Origin of the sequence: Bradyrhizobium amphicarpaeae, from assembly GCF_002266435.3 — a bacterium.
GTDB lineage: Bacteria > Pseudomonadota > Alphaproteobacteria > Rhizobiales > Xanthobacteraceae > Bradyrhizobium > Bradyrhizobium amphicarpaeae.
Genome location: NZ_CP029426.2, coordinates 3,271,191 through 3,296,956 on the forward strand (window position 1 = coordinate 3,271,191; position 25,766 = coordinate 3,296,956).

Annotated in this window: 25 protein-coding genes; 11 read left to right on the forward strand and 14 right to left on the reverse strand. The window is 64.8% G+C overall.

The annotated features are described in order from the left end of the window. Nucleotides 1-44 precede the first annotated feature (44 nt). On the reverse strand, nucleotides 45-218 hold the full coding sequence (locus CIT40_RS15015; protein ID WP_167443346.1) for a hypothetical protein: 174 nt from the start codon (nucleotides 216-218) through the stop codon (nucleotides 45-47). Nucleotides 219-444: 226 nt separating this feature from the next. Then, nucleotides 445-699: a sulfur globule protein precursor gene (locus CIT40_RS15020; protein ID WP_094896699.1), complete on the reverse strand. Its 255-nt coding sequence runs from the start codon at nucleotides 697-699 to the stop codon at nucleotides 445-447. 314 nt (nucleotides 700-1,013) lie between these two features. Between CIT40_RS15020 and ndk the strand changes: the two genes are divergently transcribed. Together ndk and CIT40_RS15030 are read left to right on the forward strand one after the other, a co-directional pair. After that, on the forward strand, nucleotides 1,014-1,436 hold the full coding sequence (gene ndk / locus CIT40_RS15025; RefSeq protein ID WP_094896700.1) for a nucleoside-diphosphate kinase: 423 nt from the start codon (nucleotides 1,014-1,016) through the stop codon (nucleotides 1,434-1,436). Nucleotides 1,437-1,477: 41 nt separating this feature from the next. Next, nucleotides 1,478-2,338 (forward strand): TerC family protein, encoded by an 861-nt coding sequence (locus tag CIT40_RS15030; protein WP_094896701.1) that lies wholly within the window; start codon nucleotides 1,478-1,480, stop codon nucleotides 2,336-2,338. Between the two features lie 4 nt (nucleotides 2,339-2,342). Here the strand turns inward: CIT40_RS15030 and ppx are convergent, their stop codons facing one another. From ppx to CIT40_RS15050, 4 genes are all read right to left on the reverse strand, one after another. Continuing rightward, nucleotides 2,343-3,845 carry an exopolyphosphatase gene (ppx, locus tag CIT40_RS15035; protein ID WP_094896702.1) on the reverse strand — a complete coding sequence of 501 codons (1,503 nt, stop codon included), beginning with the start codon at nucleotides 3,843-3,845 and terminating at the stop codon, nucleotides 2,343-2,345. Between the two features lie 15 nt (nucleotides 3,846-3,860). Then, nucleotides 3,861-6,053, reverse strand: a complete 2,193-nt coding sequence (locus CIT40_RS15040) for an RNA degradosome polyphosphate kinase (protein WP_162307860.1) — start codon at nucleotides 6,051-6,053, stop codon at nucleotides 3,861-3,863. Between the two features lie 148 nt (nucleotides 6,054-6,201). Continuing rightward, nucleotides 6,202-6,879, reverse strand: coding sequence for a P-loop NTPase family protein (locus tag CIT40_RS15045; RefSeq protein WP_094896703.1), 678 nt, complete (start codon nucleotides 6,877-6,879; stop codon nucleotides 6,202-6,204). 105 nt (nucleotides 6,880-6,984) lie between these two features. Continuing rightward, nucleotides 6,985-7,527 (reverse strand): CDP-alcohol phosphatidyltransferase family protein, encoded by a 543-nt coding sequence (locus CIT40_RS15050; protein ID WP_094896704.1) that lies wholly within the window; start codon nucleotides 7,525-7,527, stop codon nucleotides 6,985-6,987. A gap of 155 nt (nucleotides 7,528-7,682) precedes the next feature. On the opposite strand from CIT40_RS15050, the gene purM reads away from it, so the two are divergent. After that, nucleotides 7,683-8,756, forward strand: coding sequence for a phosphoribosylformylglycinamidine cyclo-ligase (gene purM / locus CIT40_RS15055; RefSeq protein ID WP_094896705.1), 1,074 nt, complete (start codon nucleotides 7,683-7,685; stop codon nucleotides 8,754-8,756). Then, the gene (purN, locus tag CIT40_RS15060) at nucleotides 8,756-9,424 is read left to right on the forward strand and encodes a phosphoribosylglycinamide formyltransferase (RefSeq protein WP_193550918.1); all 669 of its coding nucleotides are present in this window, start codon (nucleotides 8,756-8,758) and stop codon (nucleotides 9,422-9,424) included. Before purM ends, purN begins: the two co-directional genes overlap by 1 nt. Nucleotides 9,425-9,617: 193 nt before the next feature. On the opposite strand, the gene CIT40_RS15065 is transcribed toward purN, so the two are convergent. Beyond that, entirely contained in the window at nucleotides 9,618-9,824 is a 207-nt protein-coding gene (locus tag CIT40_RS15065; protein ID WP_007591938.1) for a cold-shock protein, read from the reverse strand. Nucleotides 9,825-10,195: 371 nt separating this feature from the next. Here CIT40_RS15065 and CIT40_RS15070 point away from each other — a divergent pair, with 371 nt between their 5' ends. After that, nucleotides 10,196-11,332, forward strand: coding sequence for an autotransporter outer membrane beta-barrel domain-containing protein (locus CIT40_RS15070; protein WP_094896706.1), 1,137 nt, complete (start codon nucleotides 10,196-10,198; stop codon nucleotides 11,330-11,332). A gap of 11 nt (nucleotides 11,333-11,343) precedes the next feature. Here the strand turns inward: CIT40_RS15070 and CIT40_RS15075 are convergent, their stop codons facing one another. Further along, nucleotides 11,344-12,384 (reverse strand): LysR family transcriptional regulator, encoded by a 1,041-nt coding sequence (locus CIT40_RS15075; protein ID WP_094896707.1) that lies wholly within the window; start codon nucleotides 12,382-12,384, stop codon nucleotides 11,344-11,346. Between the two features lie 71 nt (nucleotides 12,385-12,455). On the opposite strand from CIT40_RS15075, the gene CIT40_RS15080 reads away from it, so the two are divergent. The 5 genes from CIT40_RS15080 (at nucleotide 12,456) to CIT40_RS15100 (ending at nucleotide 16,084) form a co-directional block, all read left to right on the forward strand. Then, entirely contained in the window at nucleotides 12,456-13,073 is a 618-nt protein-coding gene (locus CIT40_RS15080; RefSeq protein ID WP_162307498.1) for a hypothetical protein, read from the forward strand. Further along, nucleotides 13,060-13,680 (forward strand): GNAT family N-acetyltransferase, encoded by a 621-nt coding sequence (locus tag CIT40_RS15085; protein WP_094896709.1) that lies wholly within the window; start codon nucleotides 13,060-13,062, stop codon nucleotides 13,678-13,680. The genes CIT40_RS15080 and CIT40_RS15085 overlap by 14 nt, the downstream gene beginning before the upstream one ends. A gap of 25 nt (nucleotides 13,681-13,705) precedes the next feature. Continuing rightward, nucleotides 13,706-14,269 carry an isochorismatase family protein gene (locus CIT40_RS15090; RefSeq protein ID WP_094896710.1) on the forward strand — a complete coding sequence of 188 codons (564 nt, stop codon included), beginning with the start codon at nucleotides 13,706-13,708 and terminating at the stop codon, nucleotides 14,267-14,269. A 29-nt stretch (nucleotides 14,270-14,298) separates the two neighbouring features. Beyond that, a complete protein-coding gene (locus CIT40_RS15095) occupies nucleotides 14,299-14,469 on the forward strand; it encodes a hypothetical protein (RefSeq protein WP_167443347.1) in 171 nt (56 codons plus the stop codon). A gap of 232 nt (nucleotides 14,470-14,701) precedes the next feature. Further along, entirely contained in the window at nucleotides 14,702-16,084 is a 1,383-nt protein-coding gene (locus tag CIT40_RS15100) for an aspartate aminotransferase family protein (protein WP_094896712.1), read from the forward strand. A 303-nt stretch (nucleotides 16,085-16,387) separates the two neighbouring features. Here CIT40_RS15100 and rnd read toward each other — a convergent pair whose 3' ends face one another. From rnd to CIT40_RS15130, 6 genes are all read right to left on the reverse strand, one after another. After that, nucleotides 16,388-17,536, reverse strand: coding sequence for a ribonuclease D (gene rnd / locus CIT40_RS15105; protein WP_094896713.1), 1,149 nt, complete (start codon nucleotides 17,534-17,536; stop codon nucleotides 16,388-16,390). Nucleotides 17,537-18,013: 477 nt separating this feature from the next. Beyond that, nucleotides 18,014-19,345 (reverse strand): ABC transporter substrate-binding protein, encoded by a 1,332-nt coding sequence (locus CIT40_RS15110; RefSeq protein WP_094896714.1) that lies wholly within the window; start codon nucleotides 19,343-19,345, stop codon nucleotides 18,014-18,016. Nucleotides 19,346-19,355: 10 nt separating this feature from the next. Next, nucleotides 19,356-20,225: a carbohydrate ABC transporter permease gene (locus CIT40_RS15115; protein WP_094896715.1), complete on the reverse strand. Its 870-nt coding sequence runs from the start codon at nucleotides 20,223-20,225 to the stop codon at nucleotides 19,356-19,358. Next, nucleotides 20,222-21,172, reverse strand: coding sequence for a carbohydrate ABC transporter permease (locus tag CIT40_RS15120; protein WP_162307499.1), 951 nt, complete (start codon nucleotides 21,170-21,172; stop codon nucleotides 20,222-20,224). Before CIT40_RS15120 ends, CIT40_RS15115 begins: the two co-directional genes overlap by 4 nt. A 1-nt stretch (nucleotide 21,173) precedes the next feature. After that, nucleotides 21,174-22,022, reverse strand: coding sequence for a phosphodiesterase (locus CIT40_RS15125; protein WP_094896717.1), 849 nt, complete (start codon nucleotides 22,020-22,022; stop codon nucleotides 21,174-21,176). 203 nt (nucleotides 22,023-22,225) lie between these two features. After that, nucleotides 22,226-23,695 carry a protein adenylyltransferase SelO gene (locus CIT40_RS15130; protein ID WP_094896718.1) on the reverse strand — a complete coding sequence of 490 codons (1,470 nt, stop codon included), beginning with the start codon at nucleotides 23,693-23,695 and terminating at the stop codon, nucleotides 22,226-22,228. Between the two features lie 195 nt (nucleotides 23,696-23,890). On the opposite strand from CIT40_RS15130, the gene aspS reads away from it, so the two are divergent. Then, entirely contained in the window at nucleotides 23,891-25,660 is a 1,770-nt protein-coding gene (gene aspS, locus CIT40_RS15135; RefSeq protein WP_094896719.1) for an aspartate--tRNA ligase, read from the forward strand. The last annotated feature ends 106 nt before the right edge of the window (nucleotides 25,661-25,766 follow it).

The following is a 25,766-nucleotide window of genomic DNA, read 5'->3' on the forward strand; positions in this document are numbered from 1 at the left end:
GTCACCGCAAGGCGCGTCGAACGCAACCCGTTTTTCGCACCCGCTTAATGCTGGTCGCGGTCGCGCTGCCTCAGCTCGTTCATGAGCTGCTCGAGATGGGTCGGGAGCTGGGGTTCGGGACGCAGGCGCTGTTGGAGCCGTTCAGCCACGGCATCGCGGATCGAGCGACTGGTGCCGCGGTCGATCTGTTCGCTGTCATTGGCAAAAAGGACGGCCATCGCGTGGGTTCCGTGTGCTCGTAGTAAGGACACGGTACCAAGTCATTGACCCCGAAAATGGTTTCGCCGTTTTTGGGCAATGCCGGCATTCTCGTCAAAATTGCATGATTCTCGCCATGTCCGCCCAAAATGCGAAGCCCCGGCGGGGGGATCGCCGGGGCTCCTCTTGGAAGGTACCTGTGGGGGGCGCAGATACCTGTCAGCCTTTGGGAAGGTGCTGTCGGGCTCAGTAGCAGCGGTTGACCATCCGCCAGCGGGGGCCCCAGGGGGTCGGGACCAGCCGGCGCACATAGCAGCCGCCATAACCGTAGGAGACGGGGGCATAGAAGCGCGGTCCGCCCCAACGGTAGCCGCCGTGCCAGCCGCCACCGCCATGCCAGCCCGGGCCGCCGCCATGCCAATGGGCGGAAGCCGAGGTCGGCGCCAGCGCGGCACCCAGCGCAACCGCGGCGACAGCGGCCAGCGAAAGTTTCCTCAACATGGTGATCTCCTCAAAACTGCCGGCGCGGGGCTATCGCGTCCGATGGAAAGGCCTCCGAAACGGTCCGCCCGGTGATCGGGCTTCGGTTTCGATGGGCCCAACCCTATGCCGGCGAAGCTGAACCGAATCCTGACGGAGCCTTCAGATTGGGTTCATCTGGGTGAAATCGTCGTAATCCATGTTGAAACCGCACCCTTCGGTCCTGCGGCGAAGCGCCTGTGACGTCACCACGGCGGTCGCTTGCCGGATGACAAAGGCGCCGATATAAGCCCGGCAACTCGACAACCACCGCTTTTCTTCCCAAGGACAAGATTATGGCCATCGAACGCACTTTCTCGATCATCAAGCCCGACGCGACCGCCCGTAACCTGACCGGCGCCGTCAACGCCGTGATCGAAAAGGCGGGCCTGCGCATCGTCGCGCAGAAGCGCATCCGCATGACCAAGGAACAGGCCGAGACCTTCTATGCCGTTCACAAGGCGCGGCCGTTCTTCGGCGAGCTCGTCGAGTTCATGACCTCGGGCCCCGTGGTCGTGCAGGTGCTGGAAGGCGAGAACGCCGTCGCCAAATACCGCGACGCGATGGGCGCGACCGACCCGTCCAAGGCCGCCGACGGCACCATCCGCAAGCTTTACGCCAAGTCGATCGGCGAGAATTCCGCCCACGGCTCGGATGCGCCGGAGACCGCCGCGATCGAGATCGCGCAGTTCTTTTCGGGCAACGAGATCGTCGGCTGATCGACCAGCCGTAATCTAGAGACCGGGCGAAAGGATCTATTGTGAACTGGCTCTGGCAGATCTTCGATCCCGCCACGATCGGGGCATTCTTCACCCAGTTTCGCAACGAGATGGCCGAACCGACCTTCTGGATTGCGGTCGGCAAGATCATCTGGATCAACATCCTCTTGTCCGGTGACAACGCGCTGGTGATCGCGCTCGCCTGCCGCGGCCTGTCGCCGCGACACCGCCTGTGGGGCATGATCTTCGGTGCCGGCGCCGCGGTGCTGCTGCGGATCATCTTCACCGGCATCGTCGCAACCCTGATGGAGCTGCCGTATCTCAAGCTGATCGGCGGTCTCGCGCTGATCGTGATAGCAGCCAAGCTGCTGGTGCCGGAACACGAGGACGACGACGACGTCGACGCTGCCTCGCATCTGTGGCAGGCCGTGCAGATCGTCGTGGTCGCCGACATCGTCATGTCGCTCGACAACGTCATTGCGGTGGCCGCGGCCGCCAATGGCAGCGTACCGCTCCTGATCCTCGGCCTTGCCATCAGCGTGCCGCTGATCGTGGCCGGCGCGGCGCTGATCATGGCGCTGCTCGAAAAGCTGCCGGTGCTGGTCTGGGCCGGTGCGGCATTGCTCGGCTGGATCGCCGGCGAGGTGATCGCGACCGATCCCGGCATTGCGCCCAGGATGCACGCGCTGTTCGAAGGTCCGTTCGGAACCTCGCTGGACAGCATGCTCGGCGCCTTGCGCATCCCGCCGCAGTTCGGCCATGGCGGTGCCGGCGGCGAATATTTCTGCGCGGCGCTCGGCGTCGTCGTCGTGCTGGTGGTCGGCAGCATCTGGCGCCGGCGCAAGCTGACCGCTGCAGCGCTGGAATTGTCCGAGCGGCACGCCAGGGCTTCGGCTGAGTAATTCCTCAGCGCCGCACGATCGAGCCGGCGCGGTTGATCAGGCGGGCGAGCTGCTTGAAGCGGCTGCCGACGCGGTCGGCGACGAGGTCGCCGAGGCGGTGTTCGAACATGAGCATCAGCTTGCGGCCCTCGCTTCGGAAATGCGTGGCCGGCAGCACGCCCGGACGCGCCGCCGAGATCAGATGCGCGACACGGAACGCAGCGCCGAGAAGGCGCGCGCGTTCGAGCTGCGACGGCGTCAGCAGCTCCTGCATGGTCAGCGGCGGCTGGTTTTCCTCGCTCAGGCCCGCATAGCGATAGAACACCGACAGGCCGACGAAGGCGCGCTCGGTGTGGGTGATCGCGCCGAAATTGCCGTTGACGACGAGGCTCAGCGTCTGCTCGCCGCGGTGATCGGGATGCACGCGCCAGCCGATGTCGGACAGCAGGCACGCGGCGTGGCGCAAGCGGCGGTCCTCCTCGGTCTCGCGCAGCTTCACCACGCGCGCGAGGCGGTCGGTCCAGGCAATCAGCTCGTGGGCGTGCTTCGCCGAGCGAGACAGCAGCCGGTTGAGCTCTTCCGCGGCGCAGATCAGGCCGTCCTTGGTGCGTTCCGCCTCCGACAGCTTCTCGTGCAGCAGACCCTCGCGCACGCCGAAGGTCGAGAACACGATCGTCTTCGGCTTCGCCACCCGGATGATGTGCTCGAGAACCAGCGCCGCATAGGTGAGGAGCGGGCGGCGTGCATCGGCGACGCTCTCGATGTCGGCGAGCATGTCCGCGGCCGCAAGACGACGCAGACGACGCGAGAAGTCGAGCGCCTCGGCGGCCGAAATCGAATAGCCGTGCATCACCTGGAGCGGATAGCCGCTCTGGATGATGTGAATGCGCGCGAGCGCGCGCCAGGTGCCGCCGACCGCGTAGAAGGTGCGGCCGCGGCCCGCGGTGAGCAGCTCGACCTCGTCGATCTCCTCGCGCACGATGCGGTCGGCGCGCTTGAGCGATTTATGCGCGAGGTCCTGCAGCGCCAGCCCGCCGAGCGGCAGCGTCACGCCGCTGCGCACGCTGTTTCTGCGCACGTCGATCAATTCGAGCGAGCCGCCGCCGAGATCGCCGACGATGCCGTCGGGATGATGGATGCCGGAGATCACGCCGAGCGCCGACAGCCGCGCCTCGCGCGGGCCCGACAGGATCTCGATCTTCACGGCGCAGATGCGCTCGGCCCTGGCGATGAAATCGGGGCCGTTGGAGGCGTCACGGCAGGCCGCAGTCGCGATCGCGAACACGCGTCCGACCTGCATCACGCGGCACAATGCGCGGAAGCGCCTCAGCGAGGTCAGCGCCTTGTCGACGGCGTCGGGCGCGAGCAGGCCCGTGCTCTGCACCTCGCGTCCGAGGCCGCACAGTGTCTTCTCGTTGAAGATCGGAATCAGGCTCCGCGTCAGCCCCTCGTAGACGACGAGACGGACCGAATTGGAGCCGATATCGATGACCGCGACGCTCGAGCCGCGCTTGCGCGGCCGCTTCACGTCGGAAATCCGCGATCAGGATTGATGGCGTTCGTTCCGGCGCGTGAGACGACGCGGCGAGGATTCCTTGAGCGACTTTCCACGGCCAGACAGACTCGGATTTGTCATGAAGTAGTTGTGCACGTTGAAAGGCTCTTCGCCCTTCGCGGTCTTCATACGCGTTGAGGACCCGTCCGGCAACAATTGCCAGCTTTGCTCATTGTCCTTCAGGTTCGCGACCATGATCTGTTCGAGAACCTGCTGATGCACCGTGGGATTCTGCAGCGGACACAGCACCTCGACGCGGCGGTCGAGGTTGCGCGGCATCATGTCGGCTGACGAGATATACACAGCCGCTTTGGCGCTCGGCAGACCCTGGCCCATGCCAAAGCAGTAGATTCGGCCGTGTTCCAGAAAGCGTCCGATGATCGACTTGACGCGGATGTTCTCGGACAGGCCAGGAATGCCGGGCCGCAGGCAACAGATACCGCGCACCACGAGCTCGACCTGCACGCCGGCCTGGGAGGCCTCGTACAGCGCATCGATGATATCAGGGTCGACCAGCGCGTTCATCTTCATCCAGACCGCGCCCGGACGGCCGTGCTTGGCGTGCGCGGTTTCGCCCTGGATGTGTTCGATGATGCGTTTGCGCAGGGTCAGCGGCGACACCGCCATCTTTTCCAGATCGCTCGGCGCGGCATAGCCGGTGATGAAATTGAACACCCGCGCGGCATCGCGGCCGATGGTTGGATCCGAGGTGAAGTAGGAGAGGTCGGTGTAGATGCGCGCGGTGACCGGGTGATAGTTGCCGGTGCCGGTATGCACGTAGGTGGTGAGGCTGCCGCCCTCGCGGCGCACCACCATCGAGAGTTTTGCGTGCGTTTTCAGTTCGAGGAAGCCGTAGACGACCTGTACGCCGGCGCGTTCGAGGTCGCGCGCCCAGCGGATGTTGGCTTCCTCGTCGAAGCGCGCTTTCAGCTCGATCAGCGCGGTGACGGATTTGCCGGCTTCGGCAGCTTCCACGAGCGCGCGCACGATCGGCGAGTTGCTCGAGGTGCGGTAGAGCGTCTGCTTGATGGCGACCACGTCGGGGTCGCGCGTCGCCTGCTGCAGAAACTGCACGACGACGTCGAAGGATTCGTAGGGATGATGGACGACGAGGTCCTTCTGCCGGATCGCAGCGAAGATGTCGCCGCCTTGCTCGCGCACCCGCTCGGGATGCCGGGGCACGTAAGGGGTGAATTCCAGATCGGGCCGGTCGAGGCGGGTGAGTTGCGAGAGCTCGTTCATGGCGAGCACGCCGTCGACCAGGAACACCTCGTCGTCGGCGGTCGACAGCGCGTGCTGGACGAAGCTGCGCAGCTGCTCCGGCATCTTGGCGTCGATCTCGAGCCGGATCACCGAGCCGCGGCGGCGGCGCTTCAGCGCAGTCTCGAACAGGCGGACGAGATCCTCGGCCTCTTCCTCGATTTCGAGCTCGGAATCGCGGATGACGCGGAAGGCGCCCTGGCCGTGCAGATTGTAGCCGGGGAACAGGCGGTTGATGAACAGGGCGGTCGCCTGTTCCAGCGAGATCAGCCGGACCACCTTGCCCTCGGTCGGCAGGCGGATGAAGCGGTCGATCTTGCCGGGCATGCGGATCAGCGCGTTCATCTGCTTGCCGTCGGCGGCGCGCGTGAGCTGGAGCGCGATGGTGAAGCCGAGGCTTGGAATGAACGGGAAGGGGTGGGCGGGGTCGATCGCAAGCGGCGTCAGCAGCGGGAACACGTTGTTGAGGAAATAGTCCTCGATCCAGGTCCGTTCCGCCTTGGTGACGTCCTTGCCGTCGACCAGCACGATGCCGACGTCGGCCAGCGTGCCGCGCAGGTCGCGCCAGATCGCCTGCTGGTCGGAGGCAAGCTCGGAGACGGTGCGATTGATCAGCGCGAGCTGCTCGGACGGGGTCAGGCCGTCGGGGCTACGTTCGGCAATGCCCTCGCGCACCTGGGCCTTGATGCCGGCAACGCGGACCATGAAGAACTCGTCAAGGTTATTCGCCGAAATCGACAGGAATCGCACCCGCTCCAGCATGGGGTGGCTGGGATTGACCGATTCCTCCAGGACGCGGCGGTTGAAATGCAGCCAGGAGAGCTCGCGGTTGATAAATCGTTCGGGACTCGACGCGATCGCCGGCAGGCTCTCGGGCTCCTGGACTTTTTCTTTAGTTTCAACAGCTTGTGCAGAGTCCATCAGAAGTCGGTCCATCCAGTTCGCCCCAATTTGCGACTTACGCGCAAAACCGGCGGGAGCATGTGTTAGAGCGATGACGTTTCGATGACATTGATGTTCCGCCGCTTCGCCGCGTCAAGCGGGCTTCGCTTGGCCTGGCAGGTGCAGGTCAGGCGTCCCGCAACAGCTCGGCGGCCAGCGCCCGGGTGACGGGGCGGCCGAGCCGCAGGGCCTCGCTGTCGAGCAATTCCACGGCCTGGCGGGCGGCGGCCGAGGACCGCTCCAGGCGCGTGGCGAGGTAGCTGACCACGCTCTCGTCCACGGCGAGCTGGCGGTCGGCGCAGAATTTGACGATCAGGCCGCGGAACAGCTGGTCGTCGGGCGGCAGCAGCGCGACGACGGGGACGGCGCGCAGACGCGAGCGCAGGTCGCGAAGCTCGATCTCGAGCGCGGCCGGCACCTCGCGTCCGGTCAGCAGGACATAAGCGCCATCCTCGCGGGCGAGGTTCATCAGATGGAAGAGGGCGCGTTCGTCAAATTCCCTGGCCTTGAGATCCTCGACCACCAGCGCGCCGGTGGCGAGCGCGCCCGGAACGCCTGCCGCGGTCAGCGCCCCGGCCATGGTGGAGCGGGCGCCGGCCTCCTCGGCCCAGATCGCGGCGAGATGGCTCTTGCCGCTTCCTTCCGGGCCGGCCAGCCACATGATCCGGTTCGGCCATTCCGGCCAGCTGTCGATCAGGCCGAGACCGGCCGCGTTGGCGGGGCCTTCGAGGAAATTGTCCCGGCTGAGGCTTTCCGCGTGCGGAAGCGAAAACGCCAATTGTCGGGGATGAACGCGGCCTGGCACGCTTGCTTTGCTCCATGCCGGCGGGCCGGCGCGATGTGAAGAGATCGAACGTATCGAGCGGGACTTGTCAGCAGGACTTGGCCTTTTGCGGGGCCGCATCGCCTCTCATTTGGCCTCGATCGTACTCATGTGCCGCAGCCACTCGACCAGATAGAGCGACACGGAGGAGAGCGTGAAGACCGTGACCAGGCTCATCAGGATGATATCATAGGGGGTCGGCTTGAAGCCGAAGGCAAGCGCCGCCAGCACGAGGGCCGCGAACGCCACCTGGGCCACGGTGTTCAGCTTGGACACTTTCGACGGCTTCATCTCGACCGGCCGGTCGAACAGCCAGGATACGATCACGGCGGCGACGATCATGATGTCGCGCGAGACCACAAGGATCACGATCCAGCGCGGAATCGCGCCCCAGATCCCGAGCGCCATGTAGATCGAGACCAGCAGGGCCTTGTCCGCGAGCGGATCGAGCAGGGCGCCGAGCTCGCTCGTCATGTTGAAGCGCTTGGCCAGGAAGCCGTCCACGGCATCGCTGATACCGGCGATCAAAAAGACGGCGAACGCCACCTCCATTTGGCTCGACACGATGGCCCAGACGATGATCGGGACCAGCATGATGCGGCCCAGGGTGATGATATTCGGAATACTCACGAAAGCGCTTCCCGGCACCCGGTCTGACCTCGAATCCCGCCCCTCGGGAGGCTGAACCGGTTGATATCTACATAGTATAGGGAGGAGCGCCACGCTTGCCATTGCGCGTCCCCGGAATTCGACGTAACCAGCCGCAAACCCACTGGAAATCGGGCATGACCGACCGCAAAAACGGCCTCACTTACGCCGATTCAGGCGTCGATATCGACGCGGGCAACCGCTTGGTCGATTTGATCAAGCCGATGGTGCGCGCCACCGCACGGCCCGGCGCCGACGCCGAGATCGGCGGCTTCGGCGGCTTGTTCGACCTCAAGGCGGCGGGCTTCAAGGACCCGGTCCTGGTGGCCGCGACCGACGGCGTCGGCACCAAGGTCAAGATCGCCATCGAGACCGGACTGCACGGCGGGATCGGCATCGACCTCGTCGCCATGAGCGTCAACGATCTCGTGGTGCAGGGCGCCGAGCCGCTGTTCTTCCTCGACTATTTCGCCTGCGGCAAGCTCGATCCCGACGCCACCGCATCGATCGTTGCGGGCGTCGCGGAGGGCTGCCGTGAATCCGGCTGCGCCCTGATCGGCGGCGAGACCGCGGAGATGCCCGGCCTGTACAAGGACGGCGACTACGACCTCGGCGGCTTTGCGGTCGGTGCCGCGGAGCGGGGCACGCTGCTGCCGCGCAAGGACATCGCCGCGGGCGACGCCGTGATCGGCCTCGCCTCGTCGGGCGTGCATTCCAATGGCTTCTCGCTGGTGCGCAAGATCGTCGAGCAATCGGGCCTCGGCTTCGAAGCCCAGGCGCCGTTCGCGCCTGTGATGACGCTGGGCGGCGCGCTGCTGACGCCGACCAGGCTCTACGTCAAATCCTGCCTGCGCGCGATCCGCGAGACCGGCGCGGTGAAGGGCCTCGCCCACATCACCGGCGGCGGCTTCACCGACAACATTCCGCGGGTGCTGCCGAAGGAGCTCGGCGTCGGCATCGATCTGGCACGCCTGCCGGTGCTGCCGGTGTTCAAATGGCTGGCCGCGCAGGGCGGCATCGCCGAACTCGAACTGCTGCGCACCTTCAACTGCGGTATCGGCATGATCGCGATCGTCGAGCCCGACAAGGTCGACGAGGTTGTGCAGGTCTTCACCGACGCGGGCGAGACCGTGGCGCAGCTCGGCACCGTGATCCCGGCCGAGGGCGAGCACCGCGTCGTCTACAACGGCCATCTCGACATGGCGCTATAATGACTGGCGCTATAATCAAGCGCCGCGTCGCGATCCTGATCTCCGGCCGCGGCTCCAACATGGCCGCGCTGATCAAGGCCGCTGCGGCTGCGGACTTCCCGGCCGAGATATCGCTCGTCATCTCGAACAAGGCCGATGCGCTCGGGCTGGAGCGGGCCAAGGCGAGCGGCGTGAACACGCTGGTGATCGAGAGCAAGCCGTTCGGCAAGGACCGCGCCGGCTTCGAGAAGGTGCTGCAGGCAGCCCTCGACCAGCACGGTATCGAGCTGATTTGTCTTGGCGGATTCATGCGCCTGTTCACGGCCGAGTTCACCCGAAACTGGTACGGGCGGATGCTCAACATCCATCCGTCGCTGCTGCCGTCCTTCCCCGGCCTCGACCCGCACGGCCAGGCCCTGCGCGCCGGCGTCAAACTGTCTGGCGCGACGGTGCACTTCGTGATCCCCGAGACCGACGCGGGGCCGATCGTGATGCAGGGCGCGGTGCCCGTCGGCGATCATGATACCGGCGATACGCTGTCGGAACGCATCCTCGAGGTCGAGCACCGCATCTATCCAGAGGCGCTGCGCTTGCTCGCGACCGGCAAAGTCCGGATCGAGGGCGATGTGTGCAGGACGGCCGGGAGTGCTGCGTCGGAAAATTTCCTGGTGGCGCCGGTCGTGAACTGAAACCCGCCCGTCATTGCGACGAGTTCTTGCAACGAAGCAATCCAGAATCGTTTCCGCGGATAGATTCTGGATTGCTTCGCTGCGCTCGCAACGACGGAATATGTCGTGAGCGCGTGCGCTGCGACGGACACAAACAAAATCCCCCGGCAGAGCCGGGGGCAACGTCATGATCTCTCGTGTATCGTGAGAGAGGTCAGGAGACCTTGAGGTTCTCCGCGGATGCCTTGCCGCGGTTCTCCACGAGGTCGTATTCAACCACTTGGTTTTCGTTGAGGGTCGAGAGTCCGGCGCGCTCGACGGCGGAGATATGGACGAACACGTCCTTGTCGCTGCCGTTCGGCTTGATGAACCCATAGCCCTTGGTCGGGTTGAACCATTTGACGGTGCCCTTTTGCGGCATCGCTAGTCTCCTCCACTAGATAAAAAAGACGCGGCCGCTTTTCGCGTGCCACGCCACAAACGGGCTTCCGGAAGTCTGTTCAGTCTCGAGGCTCAATGTCTTGAAACGTACAGCTGAGCGGCCAATTCCGATTGTGGCCAACATTGCAACATGAAAATCGCCGGTTAGCAAGCCGTGCGCGGATTTCAAGGGCGGGCCGTTTGTGCCGATCTGCAATGTCCGACCTGTGGCCGCGGAACCACAATCGAGGGCAATAGCCCCGGCGACAGCGGGCCAAGCGGTTGACCCTCCGTAGCAGTTCGGCGCTAATCGCGACGTGCGCCGCGCCTGTTGCATTTTTGCGCGCCGCCATTTGCTTCGGGATTTTCGTCATGTGCTGCACATCGCAGCCCTCCGGGACACGGCAGACGATCGGACCGGACCGCGCTCGCGAAATCGCGGCGCCGGTCGCGACGGCTGTCGCGCTGGTGCTCGTCGTGACGATGTCGGCAACGACGCCGGGGTTCGCTCAGCTTGCTCCGCCGCCGCCACCCACGCCGTCGGTCATCTCGACCAATTACGACCAGTCGGCCCGCAACAGCACGCTCGATCTCGGCTCAAACTTCCTGGAGTCGCTCGGCAACCGGGCATCGAACGGTTTCGACCGGACATTCCGGACCAATCCCGGCGGCGGCGGCGCGGCTGCCAGCACCGAAGATCCGCGCTACCGTACCTGGTTCGAGGGCTACGGCATCTCGGTCCGAACCGATCCGCAAGGCGACTTCGTCGGCGACAAGCGGAAGACGGTCGGTGGCGTCGCCGGCTTTGGCGCGCGCGTGGCCCCCGGCGTCAATCTCGGCTTCTCCGTCGACCAGAGCCACACCGACGTCGACGTGCCGCTGGCGCTGCAATCGGCGACGCTCGACCTGACGCAAATCGGCTTCAACGGCTCGGTCGACAAGGGGCCGTGGACCTGGGCCTTTGCCGTGGTGCACGGCTTCGGCAAGGTCCGTTCCAGCCGCGACACCGGCCTTGGCTTTGCGACCGCGGGCTATCGCGCCGCGATCGACGGCGCGCTGACCGAGATCAGCTATTACTGGACCAAGGACCAGATGCGGATCGTGCCCAAGGGCGCGCTGGAATATGTGCGTGCCACCAGCGCCGCGTTCCAGGAGGCCGGCGGCCTCGATCCACTCAACGTCGGTTCGACCACGCTCTCGCGCGCACGCATCATGATCGGGGCCGAGATCGGCCGCTACTTCATCATCGAGCAGAAGATCCTGGACCTGTCGGCCTACGGCAAGCTCGTCGACAATTTCCATCAGGATCTGGGATCGATCCAGGTCAGCCTCGGCACCCAGAACATCGTGGTGCCCGGCATCGGCGAGAGCCGTTACGGCATGGATGCAGGTGCTTCCGCTTCGTTCAGCCTGACCAGCGTGGCGCGGCTCTACGTCAATTACGACGGCAAGTTCCGCAACGAACTGACGTCACACCAGGGCACGGTCGGCTTCGAATATCGCTGGTAGGCGCAGACCTCCTAAGTCGGCGTCGCCGCGACATATCCCGTCAATCCAAAGCCCTCGCGCGCGGCCGTCATCATCGGCACCAGCGCGTTCGGATGGATGAACTCGTCGCGGAAGCAGGGATAGGTCTTGGGATCGAAGATCTTCTTCAGCCAGTCGATCACGATCTTGTGGCGCTCGGAGGTCCGGAACTCCTTGTGATAAGTGAGCCAGAGATCGGCGTGGTGGCTGACGCCGAGATCGACGGCGATCAACGGCACCCCGAGCGCGATCGAGACCGTCGGCAGGAAGCCGATGCCGGCGCCGCGCTCGACGGCATAGAGCGCGCCGACCGAGGAATTGGTCTTGATCCCGACGATGCCCTCGAGCGACTTCAGTCCAAGCACGCGGGCGTAGGCGCCGTCGTCGACCTGCGGCGCGCTCTGCTTGATGATGCGGTGGTTATTCAGTTCGGCGAGCGTCGTCGGCAGGCCGTAGAGGCTCTCGTACTCCTTGGAGACGAACGGGTAGATGTGCAGACGGCCGAGCTTGGCGACGATCAGGTCGGGATTGGTCGGAGGCTCGAGCTGGATCGCGATGTCCGATTCAAGCCGCGCGACGTCGGCCTGCTCCATCGCGCAGCGCAAATCGACGGTGATCTTGCGGTAGGTCTTCTGGAAGTCGATCAGTCGCGGCAGGATCCAGAAATTGCCGGGGCCTTCGGTCACCGCGACGCGCACGGTGCCGGAAGTGTCGTTCGACGACCGCGAGGCGCGCCGAAAGACGTTGAACGCATGACGCTCCATATGCGCAACGTCGGCGATCATCGCGGTGCCTTCATCGCTGAGCGTGAGCCCGCTCTGGTCGCGGAGGAACAACTTGCAGCCGATGCTCTCTTCGAGCCGGTCGATCCGGCGCATCAGCGTGGTCGAGGTCAGCCCGAGTTCCTCGGCGGCATTGCGAAAACTTTTATATTTTGCGCACGCTAAAAACAGTTTCAAATCGTCCCAGGACGCATCCAGGGCTTCTTCACGGTGCTGCATCATCGCAGCACCCCGGTGCAATAACTGCTGCATACTCCTGATCCCCAGCCGCTAAGCTCATTGGCATAGCGGGGCACGAAAGCCCCGGACGATAGAGGCGTGATATGGCTATGGAAAGGGGCTCGTTTGCCGCAAGGCATGATTTCGATGCCTTGCCGCTGAGCGAGAATGTGGACGTCCGCTGCGCACAATTTTCCGAAATTGCCGCGCTTTCGCAGATGGCGCACCGGCTGGTGCCGGGCGTGCGGATCGGGACGGCCGAGCTTGCGCATTACTTCTCGTTCGATCCCGAGAGCATCCTGACCTTCAGCCGGAACGGCGATCTCGTCGGTGGCATGGCTTTCCTGTTTCTCAATGACCGCGGGCACGATGCTCTGCTGCTCGACGAGATCTGCCTCACCGCGCCCGAGACGCACTATCTCGCTTCCGCGAACGAAGAGGTCGCTGCCATCTACATCTGGGCGATCGCGGCGACAGGACGCGGTATCGCCGGTCTCGGCAAGGCTGCAGCGCATCTGCGAAAGCTAAGGTTTCGCAACGCCGATTGCTATGCGCAGCCGTCAACGGTGGCCGGACGCGACATCATGAAGGCGACCGGCTTTGCGCCGGTCCCGAGCTTCCAGCCCGACCTCTGGTGCTACGAGCGGCCCTGGCATCGCCAGCCGCTGCGCATGCCGGGCGCAATCATCCAGGCAAGGAGTTTTGCAGATGCACGGTACTAGGATTCCGCTCGCCAAGCCCAGTTCTCGCGCCATCACCGTCCGCCTTGCGCGTGATCCGAACGATCTCATGCTGGTCACCGCCATTCGCTCGGCGGTCTATCTCGCCGAGCAGGATTGTCCGTTCGAGGAGGAGTTCGACGGCAACGACATGGTCGCGGCGCATTTCATCGGTTTCGTCGGCAACGAGCCCGCAGGCTGCCTGCGCGTGCGCTTCTTCGGCGATTTCGCCAAGGTGGAGCGGCTCGCGGTGCGTCACCAATACCGGCGTTCGCGCGTCTCGTTCAAGCTGGTGCAGGCCAGCGTCGACTACGTGAAGCGCAAGGGCTTTCGCAAGATCTATGGCCAGGCACAGGACCGGCTGGTCGATTTCTGGGCCCATTTCGGCGCCAAGCCGCTTGGCCACAATCGCAAGGTCACCTTCTCGGACTTTTCCTACACGGAAATGCTGCTGGAGATCGAGCCGGGCCCGGACGCGATCACGCTGGACAGCGATCCCTACGTGATCATCCGTCCCGAGGGCGATTGGGACCGGCCGGGCGTGCTCGACGCCTCGGCGGGGCGGGCCGTGACCTCACCGCTGCGGGACCTCGCGCTCGCCGACCGTTGAAACTGGTGCAGTTCTGCGCAAGACAATGCTGGCTTCCATCCATGATGATCCGCCCATCCTGGTCTGCGCGGATCTCCAGGTCGAATATCTGACCCCCGGACGTCGCCACGTCATCCTCGACGGCGACGCCGTCACGTCGCGCTGTCTGGAACTCCTGACATTGTGGCGCGGCAATCTCTGGCCGGTGATGCACCTGAAGCGCATCGCGCAGGCGGCCTGGTTCAATCCGGCATCGAGGCTGACCGATTGGATCGCGGCGACCAAGCCGCGGCCGGGAGAGCTGACTTTCGAGCATCCGCTGCCGTCGGCCTACAGCTCGTCGCGGTTTGTGGACTACATGTCCAATATCCGCACTGTGCGCTGCATTCTGATCGGTTTTTCCCTGGATGAGACCATCCTGGCCACCGTCGCCGAGGGGTTTCACCGCAGTCACCGCTACCAAGTGGTCGCCGACGCGGTGGCTTGCCGGCAGCCCGGTACGGGCGATGCCGCCGCCTATAAGCATGCGGTAGTGAATGTCATCGGGAATTTTGCTACGATCCAGCCCAGCGCCGAACTGCTCGGAACCAGCGGCGCCGTTGCGGTGTAGGCGGCTGCGACCGGTCGATGGGGTGGAGATTGTCGCGGGGAGACGAGCTCAAGGAGCTAGCGAGCGATCTGTCGCGTGCGGCCGTTCGGGCGCGCGGGCTTGGTTTGCCGACCACGGTCTATCTGCTCTCGATGGCGCTGGTGGAGGTGAGAGAAGCCGCTGCCGGTGCTGACGACGGGCATGACGACGACGCGACGTGAGAGCGGCTCCAGTTGCTGCTTGGTCAGGTGCCGCTTCGTAGGTGCCACTTCTTGATGGGCGGATTTGTCACGTGCAGCGTTGTCGCGTGCATCTTTGTGCATCGCTGCCGAGCGCTTGCTGCCGACGAATTGGCGTTGCAAGTTCCGCGCTGTCGCAATAGCCAAGGGACTTGATCATCGGGTGATGACGCCGGCCCTGCCTGCGACGTGACGCTTTCAAGGATCTCTAGCAATGTCCATGCTGCCCAATTCGCAAGAAGCCCGCGATGTGGCTTACCAGCTGCATTCCTACACCAACGCGCGCGCGCATCAGCAGGCCGGTCCGCTGGTGATCGAGCGCGGCGAGGGGCCCTACGTGTTCGACGCGTCGGGCAAGCGCTATTTCGAGGCGATGGCGGGCCTGTGGAGCGTCGGGCTCGGCTTCAACGAGAAGCGGCTGGTCGAGGCTGCGCACAAGCAGATGCTGGCGCTGCCGTTCTACCATACCTTCTCCGCCAAATCGCACGGGCCCTCGATCGACCTTGCCGAGAAGCTGGTCGCGCTCGCGCCGGTGCCGATGAGCAAGGTGTTCTTCACCAATTCCGGCTCGGAAGCCAATGACACCGTCCTCAAGCTGATCGCCTACCGCTCCAATTCGCTCGGCCAGCCGCAGCGCAAGAAGATCATCAGCCGCATGCGCGGCTATCACGGCGTCACAATTGCCTCGGCAAGCCTCACCGGCCTGCCGAACAACCACCGCTCGTTCGACCTGCCGCTGCCGAACATCCTGCACACGGGCTCGCCGCATTTCTACAAGGACGGCGCCCCCGGGGAGAGCGAGGAGGCCTTTGCGACCCGACGGGCCGAGGAACTCGAAGCGCTGATCCAGAAGGAGGGGCCTGAGACGATCGCGGCCTTCTTCGGAGAGCCCGTGATGGGCGCGGGCGGCGTCGTCGTGCCGCCGGCGACCTATTGGGAGAAGATCCAGGCGGTCCTGAAGAAGTACGACATCCTGCTGGTCGCCGACGAGGTGATCTGCGGCTTCGGCCGCACCGGCAAGATGTTCGGCTGCGAGACCTACGGCATCAAGCCGGACGTGATGGTCGTCTCCAAGCAGATCACGTCGAGCTATTTCCCGCTGTCGGCGATCATCATGAACGACCGCATGTTCGAGCCGATCGCGGACGAGAGCAACAGGATCGGCGTGCTCGGTCACGGCTTCACCGCGGGCGGCCATCCGGTCGGCTCGGCGATCGCGCTCGAAAACCTCAAGATCATCGAGGAGCGTGGCCTGGTCGCGCATGCCGCCGAGCTTGGTGCCTACATGCAGGGCAAGCTGCGCGAGCTCACCAGCCATCCGCTGGTCGGCGAGGTCCGCGGCGTCGGCATGATCGCGGCGATCGAGCTCGTGCTCGACAAGGGGCGCAAGACCGCCGCAGCGACACCCGGTGCGGTCGGCGGCATGGCCAGCCGCATGCTCCAGGAACGCGGCGTGATCTCGCGCAACATGCTGGACGCCATCGCCATCTGCCCGCCGCTGATCGTCACCAAGGCCCAGATCGACGAGCTCGTCGCGGCGATCTCGGGCGTGCTGAATGACATGAAGGCGGAAGTCGCCAAGCTGACGCCGGCGTAGGATCTCGCTTTCTCCTCGTCGTTGCGAGGAGCAAAGCGACGAAGCAATCCAGACTGCCTCCTCGCAAAGACTCTGGATTGCTTCGCTGCGCTCGCAATGACGATGTGGAGGTCGCGAGCTCCAACCCATTCCCGTCACCCTGAGGTGCTCGCCTCTTCAGCGAGCCTCGAAGGGCGACGGCCCGGCTGGCGCAGCGGTGCGCCCATCCTTCGAGGCTCCCCATGAGACGCTTCGCGTCCCATGCCTCGCACCTCAGGATGACGAGCTGACAGTTGGGACGCGGGGATCGTCGGCGAGCAATTGCTACGCCCGCTGAACCCCGATCACGCGGCCTTTCTCGACCGCCAGCGCCAGCTCGCCGCGCTTGAGCTTCAGGGCGGCATCGCCGAACAGCTCGCGGCGCCAGCCGCGCAAGGCGGGGACGTCGGCCTCGTCGTCGGCTGCGATCTCTTCGAGATCGTCGACGGTTGCGATCACCTTGCTGGCGACCGCATGCTTCTCCGCGGTCATGCGCAGCAGGACCTTCAACAGCTCGACGATGGCGGCGCCGTTATTGTTGTTGCGCGGCTTCTCCAGCTTCGGCAGCGTGGCAGGATCGCGCGCCAGTCCGCGCGTGACCGCGGCGACGATGTCCGCGCCCCATTTGGACTTCTCGAAGCCCTTCGGTACCGAGCGCAAGTTTGCGAGCTTCTCCAGCGTGTTCGGCGCATGGGTGGCGATATCGCTGATGGCCTCGTCGCGCAGCACGCGGCCGCGCGGTACGTCACGGCTCTGCGCTTCCTGTTCGCGCCAGGCCGCGACCTCCATCAGCACCGCGAGATCCTTCGGCTTGCGCACCCGCGTCTTCAGCCGCTCCCAGGCGCGCTCGGGGTGGAAGTCGTAGGTCCTGGGCGAGGTCAGGACCTCCATCTCGATCGAGACCCATTCGCTGCGGCGGCGCTTCTTCAAATCGGCGTCGAGCGCTGCAAACACGTCGCGCAGGTGCGTGACGTCGGACACCGCGTAATGCATCTGCTCCTTGGTCAGCGGCCGGCGCGACCAGTCGGTGAAGCGATGCGTCTTGTCGGGGCGGTGGCCGGTGACCTTCTCGACCAGGGCGTCGTAGGCGATACTGTCGCCGTAACCGAGCACCATCGCGGCAACCTGGGTGTCGAACACCGGGTGCGGGATGATGTTGGCCTGGTGCCAGATGATCTCGATGTCCTGGCGGGCGGCGTGGAACACCTTCAGCACGGCCTCGTTGGCCATCAGCTCGAAGAACGGCTTGAGGTCGATGCCGGCGGCCAGGGTATCGACGACAATGGCTTCCTCGGCGCTGGCCATCTGCACCACGCATAGCAGCGGGTAGTAGGTGGTCTCGCGCAGGAACTCGGTATCGACGGTGATGACGGGGTGCTTGGCCAGCCGGCTGCAGGCAGCCGCGAGGTCAGCGGTGGTGGTAATCAAATCCATGAACGGCCCATGACACTTGATATCAGCCGATCTGCCGAAAGTGCTGTGATGTCAAGGGGCTCGATGCGAATTCGAGCCTTGAATCTGGGCCTGAATCGCTTTTTCCGACGAAATTCTTATTCGTAGCGAACCCGGTTGGTGGATTTCCGCGCGCAGGGCAGCGCCACCACGACCACGCACATTCCGACCAGCGCCAGCCCCAGGAACTCGATAACCAACAGATCCACGGCGAAATCTCCAGCAAGATAGGTAGATTTGTCGGGACTGCATTGAGGGTCTGTTAATCGCGATGGTTACCGGCGGAGCGACCGGGCAGATGGTGGACGTGGGGTTAACGGGGGCAGGGATGTGCACGGTGCCGTAGGGTGGGCAACGGCGCACTTGCGCCGTGCCCACCATCACTCTCGATAGCCAATAATGCGTGGGCACGCTTCGCTTTGCCCACCCTACGAGATCTCGCTCGTGGCTCGAAGCCCCTTACGGCAGCTTCAGCGACGTCTCCGCATTGTACGGCTTGAGCGTCTCGTCGGCTGCTTTCTGCGCGGCGACCAACGCTTCCTTCGGCTGCTTCTTGCCGTTGAGAACCAGCATCACTTCGTCCTCGAGGTTCTTGCGGACCGGCACGGTCTTGTAGGTCGCAAACCACGGCTTGGCGACGTCGAGCTGTTCGACCGCGGTCTTGGCGTCCGGGTTCTTGTTGAGGAAGTCGACCATCTCGGGCGTCTTGTAGGCCGCCATGTTGGGCGCGAAATAGCCCGTGGCGCGGCTCCACCAGCCGCTCTTCTCCGGCGAGGTCATCCACTTGATCAGCGTCCAGGCCGCCTTCTGCTTGTCGGACTCGAGCCCGGCCGGAACGATCAGCGAGGCGCCGCCGATCGGCACGGCGTTGCGGACGTTGCGCGGGATGAAGGCGACCTTGTAGTTGAACTTGGCGTTGTCGCGCACATAGGTGAGCGAGCCCGTCGACAGCATCATCATCGCGGCGTTGCCCGAGATGAAGGAGGTGCTCACCGCAGGGCCGGGCGTGGCGCCGGGCGCGTGGACCTTGTGCTTATAGACGAGGTCATTCCACCAGGTCAGCGCGCCGAGCATCGAGGGCGTGTCGTAATAGACCTCGCCGCCGAACTCTTCGTTGTAGTAACGCCCGCCATTGCTCATGGTCAGCGTTTCCATCATCCAGCCGCAATAGTCGTAGGCGCAGGGGATTGCGATGCCCCATTGGGTCACCTTGTCGCCCTCGCGCTTGGTGAGCTTCTTGGCCCAGTCGGTGAGCTCGGCCCAGGTCTGCGGCGGCTTGCTCGGATCGAGGCCGGCCTCTTTGGCCTTGTCGGCGTTGATGTAGAGCAGCGGCGTCGAATTGTGGAACGGCACCCCGTAGACCGAGCGGTTGATCACCGCGTTGCCCTGTAGCGCGGGGAAGAACTGGCCCAAGAACTGTTCTTTCGTGGTGCCGTCGGCCTTGATCAGCGCATCGAGATTGGTCAGCTCGTTTTCGATCTGCATGTCGAGCAGGAAGTTCGCCGACATGATCACGGCGGACGGCGGCTTGCCGGCCTTGATCGCGGCGCGCGTCTTGATCAGCGTGTCGTCATAGGAGCCGGTGTAGACGGCGGTGGCCTTGATGTCGGGGTGACCGTCGTTGAACTCCTTGATCAGGGTGCCCATGTCGCGGGCGAGCTTGCCGTCGACGGGGACCGGGAAGAACAGATCGATCTCGGTCGGACCTTCGGCCATCGCCGGAACGGCGAGGGCGCCGGCCATCGTGCTTGCGATGGCGAGGCCGAACATGAGCCTGCGGGTAAACAGCATCGAAAATCTCCTATTTGATGCCTGAGGTGACGAAAGAGCTGATGAAGCGCTTCTGGAAGATCAGGAACGTGACGAGCAGCGGGGCGATCACCATCAGCGTGCCCGCTGCGATGGTGCCCCAGGCCTGCGTGCCTTCGGCGGTCTTGGTGAAGACCGAGAGCCCGACCGTGAGCGGCCGCTTGTCCGGCGAGTTGATCACCATCAGCGGCCACAGGAAGTCGTTCCAGTGGCTGGTGACCGAGATGATGGCGAAGGCCGAGAAGCTCGGCATCGACAGCGGCACGTAGATGTGGCGGATGCGCTGGAGCAGGCTGGCGCCGTCGATCAGGGCGGCATCCTCGAGCTCGGTCGGAATGGCTTCGAACGCCTGGCGCATCAGGAAGGTGCCGAAGGCGGAGGCGAAGAACGGCATCATCACGCCGGCGAGCGTGTCGTAGAGGCCGAGCCGCGCCACGAGGCTCAGATTCGGCACGATCAGCAGCACCGGGACCAACATCAGCTGCATCAGGAACAGATAGAAGATCAGCGATTTGCCGGCGAAGTCGAGGCGCGCAAAGGCAAAGCCGGCCAGCGTGATCGTGACGAACTGCACCAGCAGAATGCCGGCGCAGATGATCGTGGTGTTGAGCGTGTAGCGCGGGAAATCGCCGATCTCCCAGGCGTCCCTGACATTGTCGAGCGTCGGCTTCAGGCTCGGCATCAACTCGGCCATGGCGTTGATGCCGTCGGAGGCCGGGCGCAGCGTCGCGACGACCATCCACAAGAACGGGATGAGCCAGACGATCGCGAGCAGCACGGTCAGCGCGAAGCCGAGCTTGGGCGTGATCTCGCCGCGTGTGGCGAGCGGCGCGTCCTTGTAGAGGGCGGCGATGAGCTTCATGGCCCGCCCTCGCGGTTCGCAAGGGTGCGGAAGGAGAGCGCGGTCAGCCCCATCAGCGCGGCGAGCGTCAGCAGCGTCGCGGCCGAGGCCTTGCCGACGTCGTAATGCTCGACTGCCTGCTGGTAGATGTAGAACAGCACGAGGTTGGTCGAGTTCGACGGTCCGCCCTGGGTCATGACGAAGACGTGGTCGACCTGCGTCACCGCGTTGAGGATCGCGATCACGGTGACGAACAGGAAGGTGGGCTTGAGCTCCGGCAGAATGATATGGCGCAGGCGCTGGTAAGGCCCGGCGCCGTCGAGATGCGCGGCTTCCATCACGTCCTCTGGCACGGACTGAAGGCCGGCGAGGAAGAACAGCATGTAATAGCCGGCGTTCTTCCAGATCGTGATGATCATGATCGCGTAAAGCGCGATGTCGGGGTCGCCGAGCCAGTTCGGCAGCACCGGAAGCAGGCGGCCGATGTAGTAGTCGAGCAGGCCGACATTGGGCAGGAAGATGAACATGAACAGCGCGGAGGCCGCGACCATCGGGATCAGCACCGGCAGGAACAGCGCGGCGCGCAGCGCGCTGCTCACGGCATGGGTGCGCGACAGCGTCAGCGCGAACAGCAGCGCGAGGCCGATGCTCGGGATCGCCGTGCCGGCCGCATAGACGAGATTGTTGACGACCGCGCCGGAGAAGGCGGGGTCGGCCAGCACCGCTGCGATGTTGTCGAGACCGACGAAGCGGACCGGGGCCTTCGGCGTGGCGCGCTGGTAGAGCGCATCGACCAGCACGCGGCCCATCGCGCCATAGGTGAACAGCGCGAGGAAGACCAGCGATGGCAGCAACAGGAGATAGGCGGGCAGCGAAGCCTTGAAGCGCATGACGAGGCGCTTCGGCACGTCCAGGCGCGGCGCCGCCGAGGTCGCGACCTTGAGAGCCGCGGGTTCGGCGAGGCTCATCTCACCGCGCCGGAAAGTTGAGTGCATAGTCGCGGCCGTCCACTCCTGCAGGTGGCTCGAAGGGGAAGCGCAGGCTGGTGTCGAGGAAATCGTGGCTATGCACGACGAGGTTCTCATCGTCGATCAGGACGACGCCATAGGCGGGCGGCTCGTGGCTGGCCAGATGCGGTGCGCCGGCGTCGAGCTCGAACCAGACCTGATGGTTGGTGCCGCGCAGGGTGGAGAACGGAATCTTGCCGTAGCTGCCGAAGATGGGTCGGTGCACATGACCGAAGAACAGGTGGCGGATGCGGGGGCGATAGGGCGCGATTACTTCGGCGAACTCCGCGCTCTGCTTCAGCCCGATCTCGTCCATCGCATGGACGCCGACGGGGAAGGGCGGGTGATGCATGAATACGACGAACGGCATGTCGGCGGGCGCGGCCGCGAGCGTCTTCGCCAGCCAGTCGAAGCGCCTGGCGCACATCTCGCCGGCATGGCTGGTCTCGTCCAGGGTGTCGAGGAACACGAACAGGCCGTGCTCGGTGGTGCGCGTGCCCTGCACGAAGCCATTGGGATCGCTCGGCGCGGCCTTCAGGCTGTCGAGGCAGGTGACGCGCTTGTCGTGATTGCCGACCATGGCGATGTACGGAATCTTGAGCGCGGCCATCGCGTCGGCGAAATTGGCGTAGGATTCAGCCTCGCCCCAATGGGTGAGGTCGCCGGTCACGACGGCGAAGGCGGCGTCGGATTGATGCTTGTTGATGTCGGCGATCGCAGCGTCCAGCCGGACGCGCGGATCGAGGCCATAGAGGGTCGAGCCGGGGTTGGCCAGATGCGTGTCGGTGAGGTGGATGAATTTGAAGGGCATGGCGTGTGTCAGGACCGTTGGAGGACGGGCGCCTCCGGCAAGACGACCCTGACAGGCGGTTAGAGTGCGTGTGTTTCAGTTTGATGACAGCGGTTCCCGTGGGCGGGATGTGTCCACAGGGCCCGCGGGACAGCAACGGATCGCGCAAGGCGCGATCCGTGCAGTGCATAATTCAGGGATGGTCGTGAGCGGTCGAACCCGCCTCACGTCCCGCAAAACGTCTGCAGCACCCGTTGGTCCGGCAGCGGCGGATCGGCGTAGGCGGCGTAGTCCGGCTGGTCGTCGAACGGTTTCGCCAACACCTGCACCAGCTCCTCGAACGGCGCGTAGTCGTCGTTGACGGCCGCCTGGATCACGGCTTCGACGCGGTGGTTGCGGGGGATGAAGATGGGATTGACCGCGTTCATGGCCGCGCGCCGCTCGGCGGCGCCCTGCGATTCCAGCGCTAGGCGCGCGCGCCAGCAGCCTGCCCATTCGTCGAAGGCTGCGGGCTCCATGAATTGCGCACGCGCATCCGCGCTGTCATCAACGGCGGCATCGCCGAGCTTGCGGAAGGTGAGGGTGAAATCGGCCTGGTTCTTCGCCATGGCATCCAGCAGGTCCTGGATCAGGGCTTCGTCGCCATCGCGCTCGGTGAACAGGCCGACCTTCCTGCGCAGGCCTGCCTGATAGGCGGTGCTGAATGTCTCAGTGAAGGCGCCGAGAATGTCCTGCGCTTCCGCGATCGCCTTCTCCTGCTCGTCCGAGAACAGCGGCAACAGGCATTCGGCGAGCCTCGTCAGATTCCACAGCGCGATCCGCGGCTGGTTGGCATAGGCGTAGCGGCCCATCTCGTCGATCGACGAGAACACCTGCGAAGGGTTGTACGCATCCATGAAGGCGCAGGGACCGTAGTCGATGGTCTCGCCGGAGATGGCGGAGTTGTCGGTGTTCATCACGCCGTGGATGAAGCCGACCAACAGCCAGCGCGCGATGAGATTGGCCTGGCGTTCGACGACCGCCGCCAGCAGGGCGTGGTAACGCCGCTCCACCTCGCGCAGCGCCGGGTAATGTCGCGCAATGACGTGGTCGGCGAGGGCGCGAACCGCGTCGGTATCGCGGCGGGCGGCGAAGAACTGGAAGGTGCCGACCCTGATGTGGCTGGAGGCGACGCGGGTGAGCACCGCGCCGGGCAGCGCTACCTCGCGGATCACGTGCTCGCCGGTGACCACGGCGGCAAGCGAGCGGGTGGTCGGGATGCCCAAAGCGAACATGGCTTCGCTGACAATGTATTCGCGCAGTACCGGCCCGAGCGCCGCGCGGCCGTCGCCGCGGCGCGAGAACGGGGTGGGGCCACTTCCCTTGAGCTGGATGTCGCGGCGGACGCCGTCCCGGTCGATGACTTCGCCGAGCAGGATGGCGCGGCCGTCGCCGAGTTGGGGCACGAAATGCCCGAACTGGTGGCCGGCATAGGCCATGGCGATGGGATCGGCTCCATCAGGAACCGACTTGCCGGCCAGGATCGCCGCGCCTTCCGCCGTCTCCAGCAAGTCGGGATCGAGCCCAAGCTGGAGCGCCAGCGGCCGGTTCAGCTTGATCAGCCGGGGGGCCGCCACCGGGGTCGGCGCGACGCGGGCAAAGAAGCTGTCCGGCAACGCGGCATACGAATTCTGAAAGGGGAAATGGACGGTCATACCGGTAAAGATAGGCGGGGAACGCCGGATGGCAAAGGCTTGAGCCAAAACCGGCCAAAAATGAGCCTTCCAGGCCCAAAACAGGCCGTTCCATTGGTTGCCGCCCTCGGCCTCGTCGGGTAAACCCTGCGCAACTTCGGCTAGGACATCAGGCCCTGCCCGATTCGACCTCTCCACATTGATTTTGGGACGACCATGCATCGCTACCGGTCACATACATGCGGCGCGCTCCGCGAGAGCAATATCGGCGAGACGGTCCGCCTGTCAGGCTGGGTCCATCGCGTCCGCGACCATGGCGGCGTGCTGTTCATCGACCTCCGCGACCATTACGGCCTGACCCAGTGCGTGGTCGATCCGGACTCGCCGGCCTTCGCGCAGGCCGAGAAGCTGCGCTCGGAATTCGTCGTGCGGATGGACGGCAAGGCCCGCCGCCGCCCCGAAGGCACCGACAATGACGAGCTGCCGACCGGCAAGATCGAGGTCTATGTCAGCGAGATCGAGGTGCTGGGGCCGGCCGGCGACCTGCCGCTGCCGGTGTTCGGCGACCAGGATTATCCCGAGGATATCCGGCTGAAGTATCGCTTCCTCGACCTGCGCCGCGAAAAGCTGCACCAGAATATCATGACCCGCGGCGCGGTGGTCGACTCCCTGCGCAAGCGGATGAAGGAGCAGGGCTTCTTCGAATTCCAGACGCCGATCCTGACGGCCTCCTCGCCGGAGGGCGCGCGTGACTTCGTGGTGCCGTCGCGCATCCATCCCGGCAAGTTCTACGCGCTGCCGCAGGCGCCGCAGCAGTACAAGCAGCTGTTGATGATGTCGGGCTTCGACCGCTATTTCCAGATCGCGCCCTGCTTCCGCGACGAGGACCCGCGCGCCGATCGTCTGCCGGAGTTCTACCAGCTCGACGTCGAGATGAGCTTCGTCACCCAGGACGACGTGTTCGCGGCGATGGAGCCGGTCATCACCGGCGTGTTCGAGGAGTTCGCCAAGGGCAAGCCGGTCACCAGGAATTGGCCGCGGATTCCGTTTGCCGAGGCGCTACGCAAATACGGCACCGACAAGCCGGACCTGCGCAACCCGATCGAGATGCAGGACGTCTCGGAGCACTTCCGCGGCTCCGGCTTCAAGGTGTTCGCGCGCATGCTCGAAGACCCCAAGAACCAGGTCTGGGCAATCCCGGGCAAGGGTGGCGGCAGCCGCGCCTTCTGCGACCGCATGAACTCGTGGGCGCAGGGCGAAGGTCAGCCCGGCCTCGGCTACATCATGTGGCGCGAGGGCGGCGAGGGTGCAGGCCCGCTCGCCAATAATATCGGCCCGGACCGCACGGCCGCGATCCGCGAGCAGCTCCATCTCAAGGAGGGCGATGCCGCGTTCTTCGTGGCCGGAGACCCGGAGAAATTCTGGAAGTTCGCCGGCATGGCGCGCACGAAGGTCGGCGAGGAATTGAACCTGATCGACAAGGATCAGTTCGCGTTCGCCTGGATCGTCGACTTCCCGATGTACGAGTATGACGAGGAGAACAAGAAGGTCGACTTCTCGCACAACCCGTTCTCGATGCCGCAGGGCGGCCTCGACGCGCTGAAGTCGCAGGATCCGCTGACCATCAAAGCGTTCCAGTACGACATCGCCTGCAACGGCTACGAGATGGCGTCGGGCGGCATCCGCAACCATGTGCCCGAAGCGATGGTGAAGGCATTCGAGATCGCCGGCTATGGCGAGCAGGAGGTCGTCGAGCGGTTCGGCGGCATGTACCGCGCCTTCCAGTACGGTGCACCGCCGCATGGCGGCATGGCCGCCGGCCTCGAGCGCATCGTCATGCTGCTGTGTGGCACCAACAATCTGCGCGAGATCTCGCTGTTCCCGATGAACCAGCAATACGCAGACCTGCTGATGGGCGCGCCGTCGGAAGCCACGACCAAACAGCTCCGTGAGCTGCATGTGCGGGTGAACTTGCCGCAGAAGTGAGGGAGCTCGTGCCCCGGACGCAGCGCAGCGCTCTTCAGCGGTGCGCTGCTGAGCCGGGGCCCATGTCTCAGCGAGCAGCAAGCTTCTGGGTCCCGGCTCTGCGCAG